A 25684-nucleotide genomic window follows, 5' to 3' on the forward strand; every position below is an offset into this window, starting at 1 on the left:
AGCAGATAACTTTTTTTTATTTTCGGCCCACATCTGCTTTTAAAAATTCATGAAGACTGCCTTTACCTGTTTGTATTACCTGGAAAATGACTCTAATTGCTTATTGGAGATTAAACGCAATGATTTGCCTGTTAATGCTGACATTTCTGATGTCTTCAGGTGGCTACACTTGAACAAACAGACATCTGAATTTTCACCATTAACTTTCCGCTCCATGGACTCATCTGACGAGGTACAAGAACGTTTCTTTGATGAAGGCTATTTAAAGTTTAATGACCAAACAGGCACCTATATTGAAAAATTCAATTCAGCACAGCACCAGCTTGAAAATAAAAAGGGAACAGCCATTTCTCCTGAATTAAAGAAAGCAATAAGCCAATATCTTGGCTGCTAATTGTTAGCAGTAAACAAATGATCGTAGATGGAATCTATTTGAAACCATACAAGTCCTGTTGATTTCAATTTATCTGCCTGTACTTTGGCCTCTTGCATAGCATCACTTGATTTCAATGCCCATGAATTTATAACGCCCACAGCTAAAATATTATGCTGATGTGCCCATTCAAAATCAGCTTTTGAGATACTATCCGAGAACAAAAAATAATTAGACGAACGATAGTTAGGTTTAAGCATGTTTTCTTCCAACTGCTGACGGGTACAACTAAGTTTTATCTTTCCTGTGAAAAACGCTGTAGACTCATCCGTACCAATCATTAATGCGTGATCATACAAATCGTACTTCTTTAACAAGTCTATCACTTTTGTAAACAGTACAGTATCATTTCCATCTATTTTATTATCAATCATAATCCGCAATTTGCCCTTGCAGTAATTAAGGACATCTTCAAACCTCAGTATTTTGTTGCCCTTAGTGCCTTTGAGATTACTCATCTGCTTCCAAGTCATAGATGAAACATCCGCATCTACCCCAAAAGATCTTTTTAAATTACGGTCGTGATTTGTGATCAATACACCGTCTTTGGTTAACCTTAGATCTATTTCTACCATGCTGTATCCCCTTTTAACTGCTTTTTTTAATGCATCAAGGCTATTCTCAGCGGTAACACTGTCTACCACACCACCTCTATGAGCAATCAGTTTATAGTCGAAAGGGGCTACACGCTCTTTCAAATCCTGACATAAGCCAGCTGAATGTTCAAAAATCAACAACAAGCAGCCTACTATAGCTTTGGTAAATTTCATAATCTCTGTTTAAGCAAAATTCCCAGCCAATATGCTTATTATTCTATAAAAGAAGGAAGGTAACCTGCTTTAAATGTATTGACTATTGATTTTGGTGTTAGTACCGATAGTTTTTCTTGGGGTAGTAATTTTGCTCTTCCGTATCCCTCTGCTGACCAGGGATGCATCATTCCATTTTTTATTAAATACGGTTCGTTTCTGAATGCCACAAATGTACCATCGGGCAAGGTGACTGGATCGCCCTGAAAGGTCACTTTTTTATAATGCTGGTCGATCCGTTCCTTTTGAAGAATCTCATCTATTACTTTTATTGAGGTTTTAGAATTGAATCCATATTCAGGATTCCCCCTCAGCCAAAAGGTTTTAAATGCACTGGCTTCCAATCTGCGACATTCAAAACATGGTCTATGACCTGCTGCAAATGAAGTTGCCTCATCCATAAAAAACAACTCGGTATATTGCCCAGGTGCCATAACCGGCCTTCTTCTGTCTTTAAATTCAAGCACACAGGTAATCCAGGCATTGAGCTTAAAAGGACGTCTGATTTCCTGTTTTTCATTATGCAGCAAACCCCTATTCCCCATTAGCCTGCCCCTTGCAGACGTTTTAATAATGCTTCCAAATGGATTGACTCTGTTCTGTAACATTACTATTAAGCTGTTTCTGTAACATCGATCAGAAAATTGATTGTTGTTTTTATCATTTCTATTTGGCTTTAGGGTGCTTAGACTACAGTAACTAAATATACACAAAGCGCATTATGTAATCAAAGCAAATGAGCTATCTCCTATTAATTTCTTTGCCATACATTATATAAATTCTGGTGATTATTTAGGCAAAAACAGAAAAAAACTAGAACCAACTCCCTCAATGGATTCAACCCTAATGCTGCCATTTAATCTTTCAACCTGCGACTTTACTGTCCCAAGTCCGATACCATTTCCCATATTACTGAAACGATCAGAAAGGCCAGAACAATAACCATGTTCAAAAATACGATGTTGAACACCCAAAGGGATACCGATTCCATTATCACGCACAATAAAATGATATCCTTCAATAGTTTGTTCAAAACTCAATTCAATTTCAGGTTTAACCTTGTCGTTATACCTAACCGCATTACTCAAAAGATTCAATAGTATTTGTTCTAAGGCGATCCTGGAAGAACAAATTTCAGCATCTTTCGGGAGATCTAGCTCATAATGATCGGGTATAGTTAGCATACCTAAGACTTCCTCCAGCAAATTAGTTAAGAAAAACCTTTCTTTCTCTTCCCCAACCCCCACTTGCGCTTTTGAATCCCACAGCAATTGATTTACATAATCTAAGAGCTTCCTGGCCGAATTTAATGAAATATCTATAAAACGGTAATAATCTACATGACCTGCCTTTTCCGCTTTACTTTTTAGCGCTTGGGTAGTCAGCATAATATTACCCAATGGATTTTTAATATCATGAGCCACGCGTTCTGCAAATTTTCGCACTAAACCATTGGATACTTCCAATGCCTTATTTAATTCTTCGTATTCAAATACTTTTTTACGCAATTCTATCAACTGTAGTGCCTGCCGTCCCAGAATCTTCAATGCGCTGATCTGGTTATCATTAAGTTGCTTCTTTTCATTACCAATTACGCAAATACTACCTAATGCATATCCCTCTGGATTTACCAATGGAACACCCGCATAAAAAACTATCTTATGTTCTGTAACCATTGGATTATCAAAAAAACGCGAATCTTTAGTGGCATCGCTAACAATCATAATCTCCTGGTCATCCAGAATCGCATGGCTGCAAAAAGTATAGTCGCGATGATTTTCGGTCAGCTCAGTACCATAACGCGACTTAAACCACTGACGTTGCTCCCCGATAAATGTAATTAGAGCCACGGGAGTCTGACATATTTCTGCTGCCAGCATTGCCAGATCATCATAATCCTGCTCTTGAGCACTGTCCATTAGCTTGTAGGAAGCAAGAGCAGAGAGTCTGTCGGATTCATTTTTTGGTAGTGGAGCAACTTTCATAAGCAAATATACATTGGCAATAAAGATAACATAATCCGATAAATTGCCCCACTTCCAATTATATCCATCTATTTTTTACTATTGATAGTATCATTGGTACATTTTATTATCTTGCATTTATGTTGATTATCTAGGCACTCACCTACTGGTATCATCAAAGGGGATTTTAAAAAACTAATATTTAAGCATTTATGGAGAATATTTTTGGGAGAGACATCATTCCTTCGAATGAGTTTGAGCGCATTGCTGCGTTAAAACGTTATCATTTAATACATACACCTCCTGAGCCTGTCCTAGATCAAATTGTACAACTAGCTGCAACAACATTCGACATACCCATGGCTTTAATTACGCTGGTTGATGTGGATCATGTTTTCTTTAAAGCTAGTATAGGTGTTCAGGGATTGAGTGGCATGTCAAGGGGAAAAAGTCTTTGCTCTATTGCTATTTTGGACACTGCCCCCCTGATAATACACTATGCTGAAGAAAAAAAATGTTTATTAAACAATCCTATCATTGCTGCTGAGTTTGGTCTTAAATTTTATGCAAGTGCCCCTCTGATAACACCAGACGGCTTTGCGATTGGCGTCTTAGCCATAGTTGATACAAAACCAAGAGAGTTTACCTCCGAACAGATTCAATCTTTAAAAGATATGGCAGATATGGTTATGAAGGAAATAGAGAACAGAAATATCTTAGATGCTTTTTAATCCAGTTGCCTGACTATACTCAGCCCTACGTGCTGCACTATTACAGGAAGCTCTGTAAGCCAGCATTTTTTGTGCTGTTGCAATATTCTGATCCTCTCCTTTCCAAATATCAAGTGCGGGTTGTTGTATCGCTCTTGAAAAAGAGAATGATAAAGGCCAGGGCATCACTGGCCCAAAGCGCAAGTGCATCATATTTAAGCGTTCTGAAGCCAATTCATAGGATTGGCCTCCAGATAAAAAGGCAATGCCGCCTACGGCTGCCGGAATCACTTTTAAGAAACAAGAAATTGTTGCTTCGGCAATATCTTCTGCCTTTTGTTGTATCTTACAGTTCAGACCTGGAACAACCATATTAGGCTTCAAAATCATTCCTTCCAGACAAACGCGCTGTTCGTACAATTCATTAAAAACTTCCTTTAAAACATCTTGAGTTACCTCTGCACATCGTTCAAGAGTATGATCCCCGTCCATCAATACTTCAGGCTCAACAACGGGTACCAAGCCTATCTCCTGACAAAGTGTAGCATAACGTGCCAATGTTAAGGCGTTAGCTTTAATGCAAGCTTTTGTAGGGATGTCTTCGTCTATCTTAATTACTGCGCGCCATTTCGCAAACCGAATTCCTAAGGCATAGTACGATTCCAAACGCTGACGCAAACCATCTAGACCCTCAGTAATTTTCTCATCCGGAAAAGCAGCCAAAGGTACTGCCCCCTGATCAACTTTTATTCCGGTAATAATGCCTTTATGTTCCAGCAAGCTTAAAAATGACACCCCATCTTCGGTTTTTTGATAAACAGTTTCGTCAAAAAGAATAGCGCCGCTTATACTTTCTTCCAATTGAGGTGTGGTTACAATCAATTGCCGATACTTTCTCCTGTACTCTTCAGTTTGGGGAATTCCAAGTGCTTCAAATCTTTTGTTACAGGTACCCAAACTTTCATCCATAGCCAATAATCCTTTGTCATCAGCCATTAACCTTTGAGCAGTATTTTTAAGTCCGTGTATGTCCATTGCGTTTATCAAAATATACAAATTGATAACAATTCTGGATTACGATAGTTTGACTTAATCAGATTCTTTATTCCTGAATTACCATTTTATTTTTATCAGTACTAAGTTTAGGTTCCGGTTCATTTTGTACAATCGCGTGTTCCATTTTCAAAAACTCATTTCTTGCTATGGTTGCTGTTTTATGATCGCCAGTATGGCTCCATCCGGGTGGCATAAAAATGTATAGAAATTTATTTTTTAGGCCCGGAGCTTTGTAAACATCCTTTAACAAACAGACAAACTCACCAAAGTAACTATCTAAAAAACTGTTAGGCTTCATTTCTCTGGTAATACCATATTCGATAGAAAGATGCTCTTTCTCTGGTTGGTAAGTTCCAAAAACACGGTCCCAGATATTTAACAGGTTACAAAAATTCGTATCCATATACAATGGATTTTTAGCATGATGCACTCTATGATGTGACGGAGTTAGAATGTATTTATACAGGAAACCCAATTTACCATCTTTCATCATCTGTTCCCCAATGTGTATAAAGCCCCCGTAAAAACCATCAATAAACATGATTACAAATAGCATTGGCGGGTTAACACCCAATAGAATACAAACCGTAGTTCTAATAACATCTGCATATGGTCCTTCTAAAAAAAAGTGAGCATAGGATACCGAAAGGTTCATAGCCTGTGGCGCATGGTGAGTAGAGTGCAGGCACCAAAACAAGCGAACCTTATGACCTAGATAATGATAAATAAAATGTCCAAATTCCCAAACTATATACCCATAAATAAACCAGTACCAGGTAAAAGTGGTTTTAAAAATGGCATACTTTTCAAAAAGGCCTATACAAAATACAATTGCTGCTATAGATATAAATCGTCCGATAAAAGCATTCAAAACATACGAGAAGAAAGATATCTTATAATCTATAGCCTTGAACTTCTTTAATAATAAAGCCATTAACACCTCTAACACTAAAACGATCGGAAAAAGTGGACCTATAATAGATATGAATCCATCATAGGTTAAAAATGAACTATAATCGCCAGAACTAATGATCTTGATAAAATTACCAATACCAAAGAAACCGATAATCCAATCATAAATTGCCTGAAAAAAATTTACCATAATACTTAATATTTTATTTTACTAATTAGTTAGAATTATTCATTGAAGGTAAACCTGCAATACCCCACTGTTTATTTGGCTTAGCTCCTAGCCAAATCTGTAACTCGCCTCCATTAACAAAGTCGGCATGCCTAAACCAAAACCGATTTAAAGGTTTTCCATTTAAAGTTACCTTTTGTATGTAACAATTTTTAACAGAATTGTTATGAGTTTTAATCACGAATTGTTTTCCCTTGTAATATCTCGGATCAAGCTTTATAGTTATTTCATCAAAAACAGGACTTGTGATATCATAAACAGGATCTTTAGTTACGTTACCTTGTAAATTAAACAAACCTATTCCCATCAAAGCGCTTAAAGCTCCCATTTGTCCCTGATCTTCATCTTGCCCACCATATCCCAGGTCAGGACTAACTCCTCCGTAAGATTGTTCTTTTACTATTCGTACCCAGCGCTGCGTTAACCATGGTTTTCCAGCATAGTTAAATACATGGGCATCTGATAAACCGGGTTGATTGCCATAACTAATGTATCCTTGGCCATACTCCGCTACAAAATCACTCTCCAATGCTTTTTCAAATGCATAATTAAGTTTATCACAGAGCATATTATTTCCACCCATAAGTTTTGCCAGCCCGCTAATGTCATGAGAAATACCCCATGTTGCCTGCCAGGAGTTAGCTTCTATCCAACCAGCCGGACTTAATGGATCGGTTGTCATGAATTTACCATCCTTGTCTTTTGGAAATAGCAATTTTTGCTTAGGCTCATAAAGTTTTTTCCAACCTTCAGAGCGCTTCATAAAGAATTTGTAATCTTCCTTTCTGTTAAGCTTGTCTGCCATCTGTGCAATGGCGTAATCCTGAAACACAGCTTCAACAGTTACTCCTGCACTACCTGGAAAATATCCGTTTTTAGTGTAAAATTCAATATTTTCTTTAGTATCAAGTACACCGCCTGGTAAATGGTTCCTCCGTATAATATCAAATGCATGGGCAGGATTTGTTTTTGTTAATAAACCTTTCATATAGGTTCCAACAATGAGATTTGTAACAGGAGAGCTCGTCATAATAAAAGTATCGCCTCCACCTACAGGACCTCGTGGTAACAAGTCGCCATCATCAGCAAACTGAAGCATTGCTGCCGACATATCATCTTGTACTTCCGGCCATCCTAGTCCCCATAACACATTAAGATTCCATTGGGTAAGCCACCATGCATCTGTATTGTACATATCATGTTTAAGTACACCATTAGCAGTCTTTGGCACAGTCTTAATTCTAAAAGCAGTATCACTCAATATCGGTTCTCCCTTTTTATTTGTACGATCGGGATAATCTCCAGAAACATCTGTTATTTTATGGCGTCCCAAAAGCACATGCCACAAATCAGTATAAAATTTTCGCTGTTGATCTATACTTCCGCCTTTAACATCAATTTTACCAAGCCACTCGTTCCATACATTTTTAGACTCATTTCTTACAGAATTAAAGTTCCAACCGGCACATTCCGTTTTTAAATTATTCCTGGCATTTTCGAGGCTGGTATATGAAATTGCAATCTTCATCTGTATCTGATCTCCAGCCGCAACATCATATTGCGGTGCAACCCCCACACTATCTCCACTTAATTTACTAACGCTTTCAAAACGCTTCTTCCCTTTCCAGCCTGCAAGAGATTTAAATTGTTTATCAAACTGAACAACAAAAAATATTCTTACATCTTTAGGCCCACCCCACAAGCGGCCAACTGAACTAAAGGACCCCTCATACGAACTACCTGAAACCTGATCTACATTAGCGTTTACCATAGTTGTGCCCCCAATAAGTCCGCCCAAATTGGTAATTACCTGAGCTTTCATATCCTGAGTATAAGTAAAACGATAAAAGCTTACCCTATCAGTAGAAGTTAGTTCTGTCCATATTTTATGGTCTCGCAAAAAAACACGCTGGTATCCAGGCTGCACAATTTCGTCGTCATGACTATATTCAGATTTCCAGGCTGGCTCACCTTTTACCGGATCTACACTTGCCACAGTTGGCATAATTTCTAGTCCTGATAAACTCCAGTCATGGATTTGCCCAAAACCAAGTATTTGATTCTCATTGTAATTATATCCACCTCCCCATTGGTTTTTATTTCTGGTATGCGGTGCAGCACTCATCATTCCAAAAGGTCTACACCCTGTTATAAAATAAAAATATCGTCCTCTGTTTGTTTCAATATATGGATCTACAAGTGAGGTATAGTCGGGGTTATTTTCAGGTGATCTGAACACTTCAATTTCAGAGAGACCAAGATTATTACCATCACCATCAGTTACCACAAACCGCACCCACTTAATTTTTTTTGTTTTAAAAGTAACAGCTTTAGCAGTACCATTATTTGGGATCGAATTAACCCATTCAACAGATCCATCACTGAATATCAGTTTCCCACTGCCTGTAAATTCCCTTAAATCTGGTCTATCGTATAAAACAATCCGATCTATCTTCACATTATCAGTCCAATCGAGTTGTATCCATGGATACCTTACATACCCCCAAAACGCTGTACTTCCCATACATGCCCATTCCCCTTTACCGTTAACACCAATAACACCATCTATTACATTTTGGGCAGAAAAATCGGCACTGTAGGTAGTCGAAACGGACACTTTTGCATTGGGGGCAATATTATCCCCTCCCGCATTGGCCTTTATGTATCCTAACAATATTAAGAGTAAGAATTTATACCTCATTGGTTTTGGTTTAATTTGGTTAGCTAAAGGAAACCAATTAAACTCCCTTTAGTTTGTACATACATATATACCAATACTTTTTATAAATTCCTTATAAAAAATAAAAAAACCTGTAAAATAGCTATTACAACTTAAAAATAGCGAACAAACCCGACCTATATGTTAATACATTAAAAAGTATCTTTTAATCTTTGAATGATAAGTTCTGCAACTTTTTTGCCTTGTTCAGCTCCCGCCTCTACACCAGAACGGTAGTGAATCCCACCATATATCCTACTAATGGATGCTTCGGCTGCGGCCTCCTGAAAAGAATTAAAATGACGTTGCATTCCAATATACTTAAGGTCGCTTGTATCTAGAAATGAGAAATTATCACCATAAATATGAGCTAACACTGCAGATGCTGATGCGGTAATAGCACTGTGTCCACTGGTATATTCCGGGAATGGCGGGGTTTGCAAAAACGGATAGAAATCTTTATCCATCCATTCGTTAATTACAGTAACGGGTCTAATAACATTACTTCTATATTTCTCATCCCAACAGGCAATAAAACCATCATACAAAGCTATCGCTGTCATTGTGTAGCTTTTAGCAATTTTTACCGGACTAGATTTCATTTGCCTTGCAGCAATGGCTGCGATACCCATCCAATGACCACCCGGAGTTATCTTTTTAGTACCAAACATCAAATGTCCTGAATGCTCAATTACAAAAGGATTATCATCCCAATACCGCGCAATTGTTTTTTGCTCTTCAGTTAAACTCTTACCCACAGTATAAACCTCTTTAACTTCCTTATAAAACACACTATTAGTATCCTTACTAAACTCAGGAGGTCGCGAAGGCATAAATTGAGAAGCAGAATCCAACACCATTGGTTTCATTGTATTCCAACACCATTCCACTCCATCTAAATAATCCGGCGGTGTTGGTCTCCATTTCCCTGGGGCATTACTGCCCAAATGTTTAGGCTTCCCTCTGGATTGTAAGTATCCATCTACCATAGCTCTTTTCAGTATTGTCTTAGCAACGGTATCACCAAAAGCCAAGGAACGCTGATAAGTTGAATCATCTAAATTCTCTTTAAAATTAGTATAAACAGAATCTTCATGAGCTTTCAACGAGTCAATAGAAAAAACTTTAATGTTACGGACCACCGTAAAAAAAGCCTTTGTAGCAGCTAGCGTATAATTGTATTTTTTATCTTTTTCCGGCTGAGGCATCTTACCAAAACCATGCAATTTTTCAGCAATGGAGCTACTTCCTTTTTCATCAAATCTTACAGCTTCATAAGATGCTAAAGATGAATACACATAAATTCTGGTAGCTACCGGGGGAGTAAATACATCGTAAATAATAATCTGTGTAAGTAGATCCTGGTTTTGATGCAGCACTTCAGCGTCTGATAATTTCACCGCGCCTTTTTTTCCACAACCACTGATCAAAATAAAAAAACACAATAATAACCAGATTGGTTCCAGACTTTTTTTCATATCTAACTTCTATTATTTTAATAAACTATTTTCCTTGTTTTCCCCATGCTATCGGAAATAACAACGGATGCAACATTCTTATCAGCACTAAGGAACCTTGCTGATTGCGAAAGAAATGAAAAGCCATAAGGGAATTCTTGTTTCTGCTTTTTACCATTTCTAAATAAAACTTCGGCACTTACTTCGTTTGGTTGCAGAGCGATGTTATTCTTATCTTTTTTAAGCTCAAATACCTTCAATGGCCCACGATTTTGTCCTGCTGCCAATAAGTATTTACCACTTCCACTTCTTAGCTTAACTAGTGCTTTACCATTACCTGGAATAAAAATACCACTCTCAAGGATCGTCTGAGGAATAAAACTACCTTTCCCGTCTCCTTTCAACATCAACCCATTCAAAGCATCATAACGACCAACCGTTACTTCTGTTCCATAATCATTTGTATTAATAACTAAATCCAGATTTCCATCACCATCAAAATCATCTACAGTCATTCCGTTCAAAGCTGACAATTGTGCCTGAAAAGGCAAGGGTATCATAGTAAATTTACCCCCACCATCGTTCCTGATGTAAGAAGATTTTAAGTTATTTGATTTTAATATCAATGCATCTTTTAATTGCTCTTTACTAAGCACCTGATCCATAGTGGCTGTTGCAAATGATTTATAATTCTGAAATTTTGAACGCATACCGATCATCTGTTTTACAACATCATCCCTCGTTTGGGCCGGATATTCTTTTTTCGTAGGATTACCTTGGCTTTCTGGAAGATACAAAGAAGGAAAAGCGTCAAAGCTGTCATTGTTATCAAAGTTTTTGGCATAAATTGATACAGGATATTGATCAGTCGCTTTAAAAAAAGAATTCTCACCAAGATTGCCAACTACATAATCAATATCTCCATCGTTATCAAAATCCCCCGCGGCAATACTGTTCCACCACCCAATTTGGCTTGACAAGCCCGTTGTTTCGCTAATGTTTTTGAAAACACCTTTTTCATTTTTTAAAAATGTCATTGACATCCATTCTCCGGTAAGCACAAGATCTTGCCATCCATCATTATCAAAATCAGTGAACAAGGCATCGCATACCAAGCCAATATTATTTAAATCTTTCGCAATCATTGCACTTACATCAGTAAATTTCACATTACCACCTTTAGAATCATTTCGATAAATGTAACTGGATACCGGTTTTGGATAACTCCAGGGCTCTATTCTTCCTGCAACAAAAAGATCCAGGTCTCCATCTTTATCATAATCAATTACTCTGACACATGATTTACTAGTGAAATTTTGAGGGAGTGCCTGAGCATCAATTGTGAAGTTACCCTTTCCATCATTGATGAGAAATTGATCCTGATACGCAGCTGTATTTGGTTTACTTTCATAACCACCCCGAGACAAGTAAAGATCCAGATCTCGATCACCATCTGCATCAAACAAAATAGCTCCCATATCCTGAAAGTGAACATTCATTAATTCAACTGACTGTACAATTGTTTTTTGCACAAAAGAACCATCTTTCTGCTGTGTTAAGGATACTGCCCCAACTGAAGAATTACCTCCAACAATCATATCATCCAAACCATCCCCATTCACATCTCCGGCTGCTAATGATGGCCCGTATTCTGAAAATTTGTGAGGCAATAACTTTTGAATATTAAAATCAATATAATCAGTTTGCGTATGCACATACTGTATACCTACCGACTTAGTGATCTCCTTAAACAAGGTATTCTGTGCTAATACAGGAGTTTGCCAATTGTACTTTTCTTTTGCATTTTTCTTATCAATCTTTACGGTTTGATCTGATGCTACATTTTTCATTAACTGCCTGGTTCCATCCGGCCATTTAACAATCAAAGAATCTATCGAAGTAACGGCCCCAAGCCCGAAATGAGGGTTTAAAGATATAGTGGATAGATAACCCCTATAAGGAGTTTGTTCATACGCTTGCTGCTGTCCTGCATAATATATTTCAACCCAGGCACCAAGTCCATTTAAGTTTAAAGAATCACCTTTTAATTGCACAGACAGATAATGCACATTTTCTGGCTTTGAATTCAGCTTTGTATTCTCATAAACTGACGCCTCATCATTGATGTTATTAATCACCATATCCAAATCACCATCATTATCAAGATCTGCAGAAACGCCTCCGTTTGAAAATGAGATTTCTGTTAAACCCCAGTCATTGGATACATCACTAAAGCTGCAATTACCGTTGTTATGAAAAGCGTAATTATGCAATTTAACCTCTGGTATTTGCGCTAATGTATTGGCTTGAGTAGTAACCGGTGAGGCTTCACGCCGAAAAGCAATAAAATCACGATCTGTTACGTCTTTAGGAAAACCATTAGTAACCACCAAATCCCTCAGTCCATCATTGTCAAAATCGGAAACTATGGGAGTCCAGCTCCAGTCTGTTTCTGAAATACCTGAAAAGTAACCCACATCGCTAAAAACCGGATCACCAATTGAATCATTCAAATTTACCCTTGGCCCTTGATTAACTTGTAATGAATTACGAACGTACTGGTATTGATATTTAAAAAAATCATTAAGCTGAAATGTTTGATAGCTGTTTGAGGCCGACATCATCTTTTTACGATAATTATCTTCAGGACTCATATCCAATTCTATAACATCAGACAGTCCATCGTTATTAATATCTATCACATCCTGCCCCATTCCATTAGCAGAAGTATGTTTAAAATAGGATGTGGCTTTATCAGTAAAAGTCCCATCATGATTATTTATAAACAGAAGGTCATTTGAAATAAAATCATTGGTTACAAAAATATCTTTCCAGCCATCTTTATTAAAGTCTGCAATATTTACTCCATGCCCGTACCCCTCTATAGTAAGTCCGGCAAGTTTAGTAACATTTGTAAATACCGGATGCTTCAATGAATTGTTCATGTCATTTCTATAAAGCCTTCCTGTACTTGGAGAAGAACCGTCTACAATTTTTGGTCTAAAAACAGCCGGATTTATATTTGAAGTTATTTCATTAACCACCAGATACATATCCAGATCACCATCATTATCGTAATCAAAAAAAGCAGCCATAGTTGAATGAGTGGTATCATCCAATCCATACTCCACAGCCTTTTCTTTAAAGACAGGTAATCCATTTTTATCCAGCCCTTGATTAATGTAAAGCAGGTTTTTTCTTTTTTCAGGATTATTATCCATGGAAACGCAAACGTACATATCCATCCATCCATCGTTATTCACATCTACCACAGCTACACCCCTGCACCATTTGCCATTTCCGGTTACCCCTGCACTTTCTGTTATATCCTTAAACTGTAATCCGCCTTTGTTCAGATACAATTTATTAGACACCATGCTTCCCGTAAAATAGAGATCCTGCAAACCATCATTATTAAAATCACCGACACCAACGCCACCGCCATTGTAAATATTAGTTACATCTATTGGATTGATAGAGTCGGTTTCAACTATTTTATTATTAAAAGTAATACCTGAATGATCCGATGTTATTTGTTTAAACAACTTGGGATTCTGCTTGCAGGAGAACTGAAATAGGGAAATAACACCAACAAGAATCGTAAAACCAACAGATTTCATTAAAATAAGTTTAAAAGAAAAAACAAGAACTAATAATTAATACATTGTTAGTACATAACAAAATACAACCACCCAAAATCATTATGAACTGTATCAAATATATGACAATAATTATAATATCATAAATAAAGAAATTTAAAACTGTTTACCTTAAAACAGCTTATCAAGTACCATCTCCCTTATACTAACATCCATTCACATTGGAACACTATCACAATTTAATCACACAAAAGATTAAAAATCAAAACAAAATACGGAAAAAAAGCAAATAAAACTTACAAAAGCAAACATTGCAATATTCTCATCAAAAATTGACTTGATTGATTCATTTGTAAAAAAATAAAAAATAAAAATCTTTGAATTATAATTTTTCTGTTATATTCGATTTATGTTTATATGTATGTACATAATTATGTAACATCAAATCAAATAAACAAGGGTTATTACTATTTAAGAAATCTAATTCTTTAAAAAGATATTTTTCATGCCACGAATTATGGAGATAGTAGTAGCTATTTAAATAAAAAACAAACAGCCGCCAGTACAAACAAGCGATATAAGATAAAACTGGATTCATACCCAGTCAATAAACCAAATATAAACTATAGTTAATTGCTTTTATGAAACGTAAACTATTGCCGCGCACCCGGCTAAAAACAATGTGCGCCGTTTGTGGAGTTGTTCTCCAATTTTTTTTAAGCTCAGAATTACGGGCTGAGAATAAAAAATCATCAACAAATAAAGATTGGAATGCTCCTAACGCTAAGGATTATGAAACAAAGCGATCACAGGACAAGGTTATTACAGGAAAAATAACAGACGAAAACGGAGCTGGAATTCCTGGTGCGAATGTTCTTGAAAAAGGCACTACGAATGGTGCGGTTTCAGATCGTGATGGAAAATTCACTTTAAAAGTTAAAGGCGAGAATAGTGTCCTGATAATTTCTTATGTAGGCTATTTAAATAAGGAAATAACGGTTGGCTCTTCATCAACTATTAATATAAAACTAGAGCCTAATCAAAAAAATCTTGATGAGATAGTAGTAGTAGGCTACGGCACCCAGAAACGATCTGAACTAACTAATGCCGTGGTACAAACATCTGGAGATGAGATTAAAAAATCTAACGCACTATCAGTCTCAAACTCATTAGCAGGCAGATTAGCTGGATTGTATGTAAACAAAACCAGTGCTGTTCCAGGCTTTGATGATGCGCAGATTTTAGTAAGAGGTCCCAAAACTTCACGAAACAGTTCAGCGCTAATTGTTATTGATGGAGTAGCCAGTGCAGATCCTGATGGTTTAAATCGACTAGATCCTAACGATATAGAATCTATTTCGGTTCTAAAAGATGCTTCTGCAGCCATTTATGGTGCTCAATCAGCCGGTGGTGTTATTTTAGTAACCACTAAAAGAGGTAAAACAGGAAAACCAGCATTTGATTTTACAACGACACATACCTTTCAGTCTCCAACAATGAAAACAAGATCTGCAAGTGCCCTTGAGTATATGAAGGTGCTTAATGACAGAAGAAAATTAGAAGGGACTCCTCCTGATTTTCCTGAGGCATTAGTTGAATCTTTCAGAAATGGGGAAAGAAGAGCCGAAGACTGGTGGGATGCATTAGTTGATGGCCCGGCCAAACAATCCAGACAATCACTTACTATGCGTGGCGGTACCGAAAAAATAAGGTATTTTACTTCAGCTGGTATGGCCAATCAGGGAGGAATTCTTCGTGGAGATAATACTACAAAGCTCAGACAGTACAATGTTAGAAATAATTTAGATGTAACCGTTACTAATAGTTTTGAGGTAGGGCTCGACCTTTCATTCAGAGAGAAATCTACTCAAACCCCTCAGGGAGGTCCTGGAGGAGAAATTGGATATCTTGCTGTCACAAGCCCTTTACAAGAAGCTTATATAGGAGGCGATTATCGCTATCCGGGTGAAGGTTGGTCGCAATCAAACCCTGCTGCAAGGCTGCTAAGCCCTGGCTATCGCAAATATAAAGCCGATGTAGCCAGTGGAACCCTTAGGTTCAAATACAGTATGCCTTATGTACCGGGATTAGCCTTAGAGGGATATGCCTCTATTGTTAAAACAATGAACTATAATAAAACTTTCAACTACACCTGGTTTTATTATGAAAAAAATACAGCGGGAGAAATCATTAAGAAGCCATCAAGAGTAATAGAAGATATTGGATTGAGAGAAGATTTCGATCAAAGCTTAAGAAACACAGAAAATTTAAAGCTTTCTTATACTAAAACAATAAAAGAAGCCCATAAAATTGATGCATTTGTTGCATACGAACAAATGGAATATAGTGCCAATAATTTCTATGCTCAACGTCTTGGCTATGACTCACCTCTAATAGATCAACTTTTTGCGGGGAGTACAGATCGTAAAAACTGGAGTAATGATGGTCGCGCTTCTGAATCTTCCAGACAAAACTATTTTGGTCGTGTAAGTTACGGTTACAAAAGCAAATACCTTCTTGGTTTCAGTGCAAGATATGATGGCTCGCCTATTTTCCCTAAAGAAACCCGTTTTGGTTTCTTCCCACAGGCCTCAGCAGCTTGGGTGGTTAGTAATGAATCATTTATGCCAAAAGACCTGTTTAGCAATTTAAAACTAAGAGCTTCATGGGGCCAATTGGGTAATGACAGAGTAAATCCATTCCAATACATTGGCGCCTTCGGGTATACTGATGGCTGGGTTGTTAACGGAAACGATGTACGAGGTATTGCCGCGACATCAACACCTAACCCAAATATCACCTGGGAGGTGAGCGAAACTACAGATTTAGGCTTGGAGGCAGGTTTTCTAAACAACAAGTTAACCTTTGAGGTAGATGTATATAAAACCAAAACATCCAATATTTTAGGAAAAAGACAAGCTTCTATTCCAGGTTACACCGGCTTAATACTTCCAGATGAAAATATTGGCAAAATGGATAGCAGAGGTATTGAGTTTCAGGCCGGATACACCCAGAATCTGGGAGATTTAAATCTTAAATTCAATGGAAATATATCTTATAATAAGAACAAAATAGTTTATTTTGATGAAGCACCTCAGGCAGAACCCTATCAAAAGCTAGAAGGAAATCCTCTTGGATCTGATTTAGTATATAAAGCAATAGGCATCTACAGAACCCAACAGGATTTGGATAATAACGTAAACTATCCAGGTGCCCAATTAGGAGGGTTAATTTTTGCCGACTTAAACAACGACGGCGTTATCAATACAAATGACCGCTATAGATTTGACGATACTGCATTTCCAAGAACAGAAGCAACAAATGCACCTCACATTCCTTTCCCTAAAATGCAATTTGGGCTGAACATTGGAGTAGATTACAAAAACTTCGATTTAACAATGTTATTGCAAGGGCAAAGCGGAGCTAAATGGCGCTTAAGCAATGGTTTCAATTCAGGAGCAAACGGTAATGGACTAGCCTATGTCGCTAAAAATAGTTATTCATTAGAAAACCCTAATTCAATACTTCCAAGAATTGGGCCAACAGGTTTAGAAGGTTCAGATAGTGATTTTTATTATCACAATTCAGTATGGGTTCGTTTCAAATCGGCTGAACTAGGATACACGCTTCCAAAAGATGTAATTTCTAAAATTGGAATTTCGGCATTAAGGGTATACGTATCTGGAGACAACCTATTCATGCTATATAATAACCTGAAAAAGTATGGCGCAGGTGATCCTGAATTCTTAAGTGGAAATGGTGGGGTTTATCCTAATATGAGAACCTTAAGTTTTGGACTTAATCTTACTTTCTAATTACAACTCATATGAAATATTTAATACTCAAAAATAAAATAGCCAAAAGAGCATTTACTATACTGCTTATAGGCCTCGCCGCTTCCGCGTGTAAGCGTGATTTATTGGATAAAAAACCATTAGATGCAATATCTGAGGATGTTGTTTTTAAGGACGCTACATTTCTTCAAAATTATGTATACAATGTGTACAATGGAATAAAACCACCATGGAGCCCGGGAGTAGGAGGATTTGAAGCACTGACCGACATTGCAGTTAATCAGCCTGAAACTCACAGTAGATCCGGAGGTATCCGCCAGTATATAGAAGGAAATCTTAATCCTGACAATGTTACAGACCTTACCAACATCTGGACTGATGAGTATGGTTATATCAGAAAAGCTAATATCTTTTTTGAAAAGGTTGAAGGTTCTGAAATCCCCCTTGATAAACTAAATCCTATGAAAGGTGAGGTTCACTTTTTACGTGGTTGGATGTATTTTGAACTAATGCGTACTTATGGTGGCGTACCAATTATTAAAACCAGCTATAATTTAAATGACGATAGCTTTGATACACCTAGAAATACTTTTGATGAATGCGCTGCCTTTGTATTAAGTGAATGTGATTTAGCAATTGGCTTATTAGAAGGCCAACCCATTAATGCCGGAAAAATTAGTAAAGCAGCCGCTCTAGCCTTAAAAGCACGCGTTTTGTTGTATTTAGCTAGCCCATTGAATAATCCATCAAATGATGCATCTAAATGGCAGGCTGCTGAAGTAGCAACCAAAGCTGTACTCGATGCAGGATTTACATTACATCCAACACACGAGGACTTGAGTGTAAAGCCGCTAAAAACAGATGAAATCATTTTCGGTAAATCCTTTACTCCCGGAGCCAGAATTCCTGACTGGGGTATGAATTACGATTATTGGCCTAGTGGATTTGATGCACAGCAACGCCTCATGCCAACTCAAACCTTTGTCAATATGTTTCAATTGACAAATGGAGAGTATCCATATCTTGCTGATGGTGTATCTGTAAATCCTGCTTCTGGTTATGACCCACAGAATCCTGAGAAAAATAGAGACCCAAGGTTTTATAGCTATATTATCTACCCTGGAGCAGGGCCATTCACCATAAATGATGGGGCAAAGAGTACAGTAAGAACATATGAATACTGGGAGGATGCTAACCCTAATCCAAATAATGCACCACCGTACTCAAATCCTAATAAGGTAGATTCAAAAAATGGACAAGAACTATTTGATTTTGGTAGAGATTCCAAAACCTATTGGGTAAAAGGATTAACTCCATTTCATTGGAGAGTTCAAACCGGATATACTTTCAAAAAACTATTGGATTTTGAAGGACCTCGTGCAAGTTTTGATTACGATTACAGTCAGGTAATTATTTTCTTGAGATTAACAGAATTTTATTTAAACTATGCCGAAATTCAAATTGCGTTAGGCAAAGAGGCCGTGGCACGAGAGTATATAAATAAAATCAGAAAAAGATCATCAGTTAACATGCCTGACATCACCAGTTCCGGTGCCAATTTAGTAAGAGATTATAGAAATGAAAGAGCCATAGAATTACATCTGGAAGATTCCCGTTTCTACGACCTTATGCGCTGGAAAGCCGCTCCAGGAAATGTAGATGTAGCAGTAAGAGGACTAACCAGCGTTAAAATGGACTGGACAGGCGCTAAAGTTGGTGACTTAAAAGGTAAGCTGACTTATACTTATGGTGTGATACCGGAAGCTGAAGTAAGAAAACCATGGAAAGGAGATTACTATTACTTGTTCCCAATTCCGAGAGGTGAAATAAGAAGAAGTAACGACGCCCTAAAACAAAACCCTGGTTATGACCAGTAATCGTATTACAAACTATAACTAGATTAAAGTTACCTATCATCTGATAGACGCTCGAAAACCCAATGGCAAATATCCGCCATTGGGTTTATTATTTTTAACTATTAATCTAAAAACTCGCGCTTATTTTTTGTCCTTTAGCTAGGTTAACCTCATAAACATCTTCTGTTTTATTTACATTTTTAATGCTCCATTTCGGTTTTCTTCCATCAAAATTATCCTTAATTCTAACTTTTCCGGCTTTTGAAGCAATGATGCTAAATCCAACAGTCAAACTGTTTTTGCGTACTGCAGACACTTTAAACCCACCCTCAGCTCTTAAATTTGTGAACGAAGCATTAGCCCATTTTTCTGGTGTAGCCGGAAAAATACGGATAACCCCTGTGTTTATTTTACCGGGTGTTGAGCTCCAGCTTTGAAGCAACATTTCATGAACAGCTTGTGATGCCAAAAAGTTACCTTCTAAAGTAAACGGACGGTATGTAAAATCCGAATATCCACTTTTAGTCTGATCACCATTAACATGAAAACCATTGCGCAACACAAATGCTTTAACAAAAATATCCAAGTCCTTAACAGCACCTTCGGCATCACCTACCCTTGCCTTCATACAGCTCATCCACGAAAAGCTATATCCGCACCATTGACTTGTACCCAGTTTATCCCAACTTTTTAAACTCGCGTCTATTACCTGTGTAGCTTTTTCACCATTTTCGGTGGTAATTAAATTAAAGGGATATAGTCCGATGATATTAGACAAATGGCGGTGACTACTCTTCAGCTCATTATTTGCATCCAACAGCAATGTGCCATCATCCTTGGTATGAAAATCTCCTAAAGCAACAGCAGCTTCTTCCCATTTTTTTATATCGGAGCTCATACCGCAAGCTTCAGCCATTTCCTTTAGAGATAGGAATAACATCTTTAAACTCATCAAATCATAATTACTATTAGGCTCAAGCCAAGCTTTAGGGCTGTTATCAAACATTTCAGGTGAAGAAGAAAGTGGTAGTTTCAAAATTCCATTAGCATCCTTTTTCAGTAGTCCTAACATACATTCTCCTACTTCTGAACTCCATGGATAGGCTTTTTCTTTCAAGAATTTATCATCAGCAGTATAAGCCCAGTGAAGGTAAAATAAATGAGCACTCCATGCACTCATTGATGGCGACATACTATATTGCCCCCATCCGCCCAATGGCTGTCCGCTATAAGACATTACACCCGGGCACGCCAATCCTTTAGTACCATAAAAATCTTTAGCAAATGCACGAAACGAGTCGCGACGATCCCATAAAAAATTCAGATAAGAAGCACCCTCATCAAAACGGCCTGACTCCTGATAAGCCATATAAGTCATCTGAGTATTTAAGTCATTATGATAATCTCCCTTCCACGGAGGTAGCGAACCATTATCTGCCGTCCAAACACCCTGCAATGGCATAGGCGGAGCATTTAAACGTGATGCTGCTCCATAAAAATATTGAACCAGGTTGTATTGTTTTTGAACAGCAGTATCAGGTACACTAACACTTGATTTCTGCCAAAATGAACTCCACCATTGTTTATGAGGCTTAAGGGTAGCTTCGTATCCTTTTGCTAAGGCCAATGTACAACGCTTCTCAGCAAGCGAAAGGAAATCAGCGGCATCTGTTGTAGAAGTAATGGTAACAGCAAGTAGCGTTTCTTTGTTAATTACTTTTTTCTCGATATAAACGCAATATTTTAATCCTTCTGCCGCTTCCTGTATATACCATTGTGCATTACCCTTTTTCCCTTTAACAGCATCAAGATAGCCTAACTTACTTACAGAACCGCCACTGCTTGGACCACCCTTTTCATCTACATTTTTACGATATACATCCGAAGTACTCAAAAGGTCAATAGCATCCGGAATAGCTCCCTTAACTGAAAGCAATGCTACCGGCTCACTAGCGCTATAGAGGGCCTTCAAAACAGCCCCCGATTTAAAATAGGCCATGCCCTCGGCAGTAGCCAATTTCAGTTCAAAGTTCTTCGCAATCTGACCAACCGGCAATTTAATTTCAATACGTCCTGCAGGCAGCTTAGTTGGACTTACACCGTTGTATGGGCCATCCCACCACTCATTTACAGTACTAAATTTCTTTTGAGCAATCATTTCTGCTCCTTTTTGATAGGTATACTTTTTCCACCATTCCTTTTCACCTGTAGTGCGTTCATCCCACAAATCACCTCTATCCAGAGATAATCTTATGGTATTATTCTCACCCCATAACAAACCACCCATCAAACCATTTCCTAATGGAATAGCCTCATCCCAGGTGTTTATAGGAGCTTTTAGTAATAAATTAAAACGTGCATCAGGTAACCCCGACATTTGCGCACAGGCTGTAAAAACACAGCCTAGATTTAACAATAATAAAATAATTTTAAAGGGCTTCATCTTGTGTAGTTTAGAAGTAGTACAAATTTTATCTATTTCTGATGCTAAGAACCTTCTCATCAGGGCATTAAATTACTAGCATACAATATCTTCGCTAATCATCAGAAATTCAATAGAGAATTCAGTAAAAAGCATGAATTATTCTATTTTTATATATCAAATATATTTCAATGGAAGTACTATTTTTCAAACCTCAATCTGAACTACTTAAAAAGTACATTGATTACTTCTACTTGATCAATAAAAATGACCTTTCAGAAAACGTCTCTTATTATACTTTTCCGCAAATCAACTCCATTGTTTCAATTAACCATAATCCAAAATTTATATTTGAAGAAAATAAAGTCACCGTAAAGAGAAACCGCAAATTATCAGTACTTTCCACATTAATTTGCAATTACAGTAAACCTATTGAGGTAAATATCCCAGGCTACCTTAATGAAATTACAATCAGCTTTAAACCACTGGGTTTAAATGCATTTTTGGATAAAGACCTGAACACATACACTGACATTTATTTCTCTTTTTTCAACCCTTATACAGATTTCCATTCGGTGATGTCCGAAATTCTATCTTTAAACTCCTCAACGGAAAAAATTAAACGACTAGAAGATTATCTTATTACCAAACATAGAAAATTCAATCACCCTTTTTTACACGAGGTAATAGCAGATATGCTCAATGCAGATTGCAACTATACCATAAAGGATATTGCAGCCAAATGCAAGATCAGCAGAAAAACACTATACAAGCATTTCGAAATTCATATTGGAAAAAGTCCGGTAGAAATGAGGAAACTGATCCGTTTTAGACAGATCATTAAGGAGCAGATAAAGTTTAATGAAAAATTTAAACTTTGCGATATCGCACATAAAGCCGATTTCTTTGATCACTCCCACCTCATCAAAGATTTCAAGTCAATAACAGGATTTACACCAAAAATGTATTTTAAAAAGGTAAGCCCCCTAAATGATGGATTAGTGAGCTGGTTATTTATATAAAAATTACGGTTACACTTTTACTATTTCAAAGGAAATCAGATACTTATTTTTGCGGCCGCATAATAAAAGCAAACAGGTCCGTTATGGAAAGAGCCATCATATTAGATGAATTAAAATCCTTGATACTACATAAATTCGGCATCAATACGCTTAACCCCTATCACTGTAAGTTCATTGCAAATGAGATAAAAAATTTAACCAATAAAAATATTAGCGAAACAACTGTCAAGCGTGTATTCGGATTTGCTAGTGTAAAACATAATTTCTCGCAATATACATTAACGCTCTTAGCAGACTTCAATGATGAAATAAGAAAGCAATTAAGCTCCAGTCGACAGGAAACCTCAACAGAAAAAAACACACTAAGCAGAAAATTTTCTGAGAAACATTTTGATTCTTTCTTAAGAAGTGCTCACAATTTCACTTGTTTTATGTCGCAGGATGAAAATGAAAAGACCATTCTCTCTGCTCAACTTACCGGGCGTTTTTTATCTGATCCGGCACACAAATTCAGTTCTCTATTATTTCTAAATGCGCATCGCTTTTTATGTGATGACTTTGGGGCACTAAACATATCATCCTGTATCAAAAATGAGCTAGGTATTGAGCCGGCCGATGATTTAATTAAACATGTAGATGGCTATTGTAAACATTCAAACTCAGCACTGGTTATCTTTATAGATTACTTTAAGGAACCCGAGATGAAGCACCTTTTTAAAAAACATTTTTTTGAAAGACTGCATGATTTTATTGAGGAAATTGAAAATAGCCATATAAAATTAGTGATTAGTTTGAGGTCTATTGATTGGATCAAGTTTATAGAATCTAAGGTTTCTTAACCCCTTAATAGAGGTTTTTATACTTGACAATTTGGTTTTATCGGCTAAAACATGTATTTTTTCTGAAATTCGATGTCGTTTTTATTGTTTTCAGTATAAATTCTTATTTAATCCCGAATTAATGAATAAAAAATTACCAGTACCCTTATGGACCATTTTATCCCCAATTGTAGCCTGGCTAGCATATTTTGCCAATTCACTGGATCTCGGAGTTTTTTATACATTTTTTCTCGCGGCTGTACTTATTGCAGCTGTACTCGCTGCAGTACATCATGCCGAAGTTGTTGCTCATCGTGTTGGTGAGCCATTTGGAACTTTGCTATTGGCGCTTGCCATTACTGTAATTGAAGTAGCACTAATTGTTTCTTTAATGCTAACCGGTGGCCCTGATACCGCTGCGCTAGCCAGAGATACCGTTCTGGCGGCTGTGATGATCATTTTAACAGGAATTATTGGTTTGTGCCTACTAGTAGGAGGTGCGAAATTCAAAGAGCAGGTTTTCAGTTTACCGGGAGTAAGTGCGGCTGTGGTTACCCTCACCGCAATATTGGTACTAACACTGATCCTTCCAAATTACACTACCAGTAAAGCAGGCCCTGAGTACACCCCTACCCAACTCATCTTTGTAGCTGTGGTATGTTTGGTGTTGTATGGTGCTTTTGTAATGGTTCAAACCATCAGACACCGCGATTTCTTTTTACCTCCTGATGCTGATGGTAATGAGGAAATCCATGCAGAGCCACCAACTAATAAAGTTGCCTTACTGAGTACATTTTTATTGCTTTTATGTTTGGGTATTGTAGTTCTCCTGGCAAAAGCCCTAGCACCTGATATAGAAAATGCAGTAGTTGATTTTGGCGCGCCAAAATCATTAGTTGGGGTAATTATTGCTACTGTTGTGTTGTTACCCGAAGGGCTCGCAGCATATCGAGCTGCCAGAAAGAACCGTCTACAAACTAGCCTAAATCTGGCTTTAGGATCTGCCTTAGCTAGTATCGGCCTAACCATTCCGGCGGTAGCAATCGTGTCTATGGTAACGGGAATGACAATTACATTGGGGATTGACATGAAGGCTACGGTATTGCTACTGCTAGCACAATTCACAATTATGCTTTCGCTAGCAACCGGCCGTACCAACATATTGCAGGGAATTGTTCTTTTGGTGATATTTATGGTCTATCTTTTCACCATTATAGCCCCTTAATTATTAGCCTTTATGGCATCACGCAATTGTTTTTCCTTATCCCCATTCCAGTATGCACAATCTAGCTGTAAAAAAACAGAAGTGTAAGGAATTGTTTCATTTGTTTTAATCACCAGAACTTTAAATAACTTGGATTCAGTGCCCAGCTTCTTAAATACAGAGTCGTGAGGCATGGTTTCAACTTTTTGATTACCAAAAATTGTTTTGGTGCCGAGCACAAATTCCTTCACTCCTTTAGCCTGACTTTCTGTAATAAAGCCTAGTTCTTTATCCTGATAGACAATAGGTTTAACGTGAGCAGAGGAATTCACTTGTATTAACACCTCCTTTAATACCGGCAACAAGCTCTCGTTAACATAAATATAATCCATTCCCGGTGCATTTTGTTCTGGGAATGCTTTGTCCACAACTAGAATCCAATTCCTATGTCCGAGCAATGGTAACTTCTGATTAAGCTGTTCTTTCCAACCTTGTACAGGCTTCTCGCTTGTTTTAATGCTAGAATTCTGGCAGCCATACAAAATTATTGAACTACCAAATACCAAAACTGTTAGCAGTTTTTTAAACACCTTAGCTGATTTACTCATATTAGAAATTCTATTCATGAAAAAGATTTAATTGAACCTTTTACAAGGTATATACTTTATACGATAGAATTT

The 25684-nt window shown here is 37.3% G+C and carries 17 protein-coding genes; 7 read left to right on the forward strand and 10 right to left on the reverse strand.

What is annotated here, in order from left to right:
- Window positions 1–49 precede the first annotated feature (49 nt).
- Window positions 50–394 (forward strand): hypothetical protein, encoded by a 345-nt coding sequence (locus J1905_RS13885; protein ID WP_214227872.1) that lies wholly within the window; start codon window positions 50–52, stop codon window positions 392–394.
- Here J1905_RS13885 and J1905_RS13890 read toward each other — a convergent pair.
- The 3 genes from J1905_RS13890 to J1905_RS13900 form a co-directional block, all read right to left on the reverse strand.
- Entirely contained in the window at window positions 391–1203 is an 813-nt protein-coding gene (locus J1905_RS13890; protein ID WP_214227873.1) for a glycerophosphodiester phosphodiesterase, read from the reverse strand. The two genes, J1905_RS13885 and J1905_RS13890, sit on opposite strands and share 4 nt — an antisense overlap.
- Window positions 1204–1241: 38 nt before the next feature.
- On the reverse strand, window positions 1242–1850 hold the full coding sequence (locus J1905_RS13895) for a hypothetical protein (protein ID WP_214227874.1): 609 nt from the start codon (window positions 1848–1850) through the stop codon (window positions 1242–1244).
- A gap of 180 nt (window positions 1851–2030) precedes the next feature.
- Complete coding sequence (locus J1905_RS13900) at window positions 2031–3227, reverse strand: sensor histidine kinase (protein ID WP_214227875.1); 1197 nt, start codon at window positions 3225–3227, stop codon at window positions 2031–2033.
- 191 nt (window positions 3228–3418) lie between these two features.
- Here J1905_RS13900 and J1905_RS13905 point away from each other — a divergent pair, with 191 nt between their 5' ends.
- On the forward strand, window positions 3419–3937 hold the full coding sequence (locus J1905_RS13905) for a GAF domain-containing protein (RefSeq protein WP_214227876.1): 519 nt from the start codon (window positions 3419–3421) through the stop codon (window positions 3935–3937).
- Here the strand turns inward: J1905_RS13905 and J1905_RS13910 are convergent.
- The 5 genes from J1905_RS13910 to J1905_RS13930 all read right to left on the reverse strand — a co-directional run bounded on the left by J1905_RS13910 (window position 3923) and on the right by J1905_RS13930 (window position 13909).
- Window positions 3923–4951 (reverse strand): class I fructose-bisphosphate aldolase, encoded by a 1029-nt coding sequence (locus tag J1905_RS13910; RefSeq protein WP_214227877.1) that lies wholly within the window; start codon window positions 4949–4951, stop codon window positions 3923–3925. The genes J1905_RS13905 and J1905_RS13910 overlap by 15 nt on opposite strands.
- Window positions 4952–5018: 67 nt before the next feature.
- Window positions 5019–6074 carry a sterol desaturase family protein gene (locus tag J1905_RS13915; RefSeq protein ID WP_214227878.1) on the reverse strand — a complete coding sequence of 352 codons (1056 nt, stop codon included), beginning with the start codon at window positions 6072–6074 and terminating at the stop codon, window positions 5019–5021.
- A 25-nt stretch (window positions 6075–6099) separates the two neighbouring features.
- Window positions 6100–8814 carry a GH92 family glycosyl hydrolase gene (locus J1905_RS13920; protein ID WP_214227879.1) on the reverse strand — a complete coding sequence of 905 codons (2715 nt, stop codon included), beginning with the start codon at window positions 8812–8814 and terminating at the stop codon, window positions 6100–6102.
- Between the two features lie 170 nt (window positions 8815–8984).
- Entirely contained in the window at window positions 8985–10310 is a 1326-nt protein-coding gene (locus J1905_RS13925; protein WP_214227880.1) for a vanadium-dependent haloperoxidase, read from the reverse strand.
- 17 nt (window positions 10311–10327) lie between these two features.
- A complete protein-coding gene (locus J1905_RS13930) occupies window positions 10328–13909 on the reverse strand; it encodes a CRTAC1 family protein (RefSeq protein ID WP_214227881.1) in 3582 nt (1193 codons plus the stop codon).
- A gap of 620 nt (window positions 13910–14529) precedes the next feature.
- Here J1905_RS13930 and J1905_RS13935 point away from each other — a divergent pair.
- Together J1905_RS13935 and J1905_RS13940 are read left to right on the forward strand one after the other, a co-directional pair.
- On the forward strand, window positions 14530–17703 hold the full coding sequence (locus tag J1905_RS13935) for a SusC/RagA family TonB-linked outer membrane protein (RefSeq protein WP_214227882.1): 3174 nt from the start codon (window positions 14530–14532) through the stop codon (window positions 17701–17703).
- Between the two features lie 11 nt (window positions 17704–17714).
- A complete protein-coding gene (locus J1905_RS13940) occupies window positions 17715–19559 on the forward strand; it encodes a RagB/SusD family nutrient uptake outer membrane protein (RefSeq protein WP_214227883.1) in 1845 nt (614 codons plus the stop codon).
- A gap of 106 nt (window positions 19560–19665) precedes the next feature.
- On the opposite strand, the gene J1905_RS13945 is transcribed toward J1905_RS13940, so the two are convergent.
- Window positions 19666–21981 (reverse strand): glycosyl hydrolase family 95 catalytic domain-containing protein, encoded by a 2316-nt coding sequence (locus J1905_RS13945; RefSeq protein ID WP_214227884.1) that lies wholly within the window; start codon window positions 21979–21981, stop codon window positions 19666–19668.
- Between the two features lie 170 nt (window positions 21982–22151).
- Here J1905_RS13945 and J1905_RS13950 point away from each other — a divergent pair, with 170 nt between their 5' ends.
- The 3 genes from J1905_RS13950 (at window position 22152) to J1905_RS13960 (ending at window position 25025) form a co-directional block, all read left to right on the forward strand.
- Window positions 22152–22982 (forward strand): helix-turn-helix domain-containing protein, encoded by an 831-nt coding sequence (locus J1905_RS13950; protein ID WP_214227885.1) that lies wholly within the window; start codon window positions 22152–22154, stop codon window positions 22980–22982.
- An 83-nt stretch (window positions 22983–23065) separates the two neighbouring features.
- On the forward strand, window positions 23066–23821 hold the full coding sequence (locus tag J1905_RS13955) for a hypothetical protein (protein ID WP_214227886.1): 756 nt from the start codon (window positions 23066–23068) through the stop codon (window positions 23819–23821).
- A gap of 121 nt (window positions 23822–23942) precedes the next feature.
- Entirely contained in the window at window positions 23943–25025 is a 1083-nt protein-coding gene (locus J1905_RS13960) for a calcium:cation antiporter (RefSeq protein WP_214227887.1), read from the forward strand.
- Here the strand turns inward: J1905_RS13960 and J1905_RS13965 are convergent.
- Window positions 25022–25630, reverse strand: coding sequence for an RbsD/FucU domain-containing protein (locus J1905_RS13965; protein ID WP_214227888.1), 609 nt, complete (start codon window positions 25628–25630; stop codon window positions 25022–25024). The genes J1905_RS13960 and J1905_RS13965 overlap by 4 nt on opposite strands.
- Between the last annotated feature and the right edge of the window lie 54 nt (window positions 25631–25684).

The sequence above is a fragment of the Pedobacter sp. B4-66 genome, from assembly GCF_018492665.1.
In the GTDB taxonomy this organism is placed as follows: Bacteria; Bacteroidota; Bacteroidia; order Sphingobacteriales; family Sphingobacteriaceae; genus Pedobacter.

Coding starts and splice junctions, on each gene's coding strand:
- J1905_RS13885 (WP_214227872.1), top strand. CDS start 50: ATGAAGACTGCCTTTACCTGTTTGTATTACCTGGAAAATGACTCTAAT.
- J1905_RS13890 (WP_214227873.1), bottom strand. CDS start 1,203: ATGAAATTTACCAAAGCTATAGTAGGCTGCTTGTTGTTGATTTTTGAA.
- J1905_RS13895 (WP_214227874.1), bottom strand. CDS start 1,850: ATGTTACAGAACAGAGTCAATCCATTTGGAAGCATTATTAAAACGTCT.
- J1905_RS13900 (WP_214227875.1), bottom strand. CDS start 3,227: ATGAAAGTTGCTCCACTACCAAAAAATGAATCCGACAGACTCTCTGCT.
- J1905_RS13905 (WP_214227876.1), top strand. CDS start 3,419: ATGGAGAATATTTTTGGGAGAGACATCATTCCTTCGAATGAGTTTGAG.
- J1905_RS13910 (WP_214227877.1), bottom strand. CDS start 4,951: ATGGACATACACGGACTTAAAAATACTGCTCAAAGGTTAATGGCTGAT.
- J1905_RS13915 (WP_214227878.1), bottom strand. CDS start 6,074: ATGGTAAATTTTTTTCAGGCAATTTATGATTGGATTATCGGTTTCTTT.
- J1905_RS13920 (WP_214227879.1), bottom strand. CDS start 8,814: ATGAGGTATAAATTCTTACTCTTAATATTGTTAGGATACATAAAGGCC.
- J1905_RS13925 (WP_214227880.1), bottom strand. CDS start 10,310: ATGAAAAAAAGTCTGGAACCAATCTGGTTATTATTGTGTTTTTTTATT.
- J1905_RS13930 (WP_214227881.1), bottom strand. CDS start 13,909: ATGAAATCTGTTGGTTTTACGATTCTTGTTGGTGTTATTTCCCTATTT.
- J1905_RS13935 (WP_214227882.1), top strand. CDS start 14,530: ATGAAACGTAAACTATTGCCGCGCACCCGGCTAAAAACAATGTGCGCC.
- J1905_RS13940 (WP_214227883.1), top strand. CDS start 17,715: ATGAAATATTTAATACTCAAAAATAAAATAGCCAAAAGAGCATTTACT.
- J1905_RS13945 (WP_214227884.1), bottom strand. CDS start 21,981: ATGAAGCCCTTTAAAATTATTTTATTATTGTTAAATCTAGGCTGTGTT.
- J1905_RS13950 (WP_214227885.1), top strand. CDS start 22,152: ATGGAAGTACTATTTTTCAAACCTCAATCTGAACTACTTAAAAAGTAC.
- J1905_RS13955 (WP_214227886.1), top strand. CDS start 23,066: ATGGAAAGAGCCATCATATTAGATGAATTAAAATCCTTGATACTACAT.
- J1905_RS13960 (WP_214227887.1), top strand. CDS start 23,943: ATGAATAAAAAATTACCAGTACCCTTATGGACCATTTTATCCCCAATT.
- J1905_RS13965 (WP_214227888.1), bottom strand. CDS start 25,630: ATGAATAGAATTTCTAATATGAGTAAATCAGCTAAGGTGTTTAAAAAA.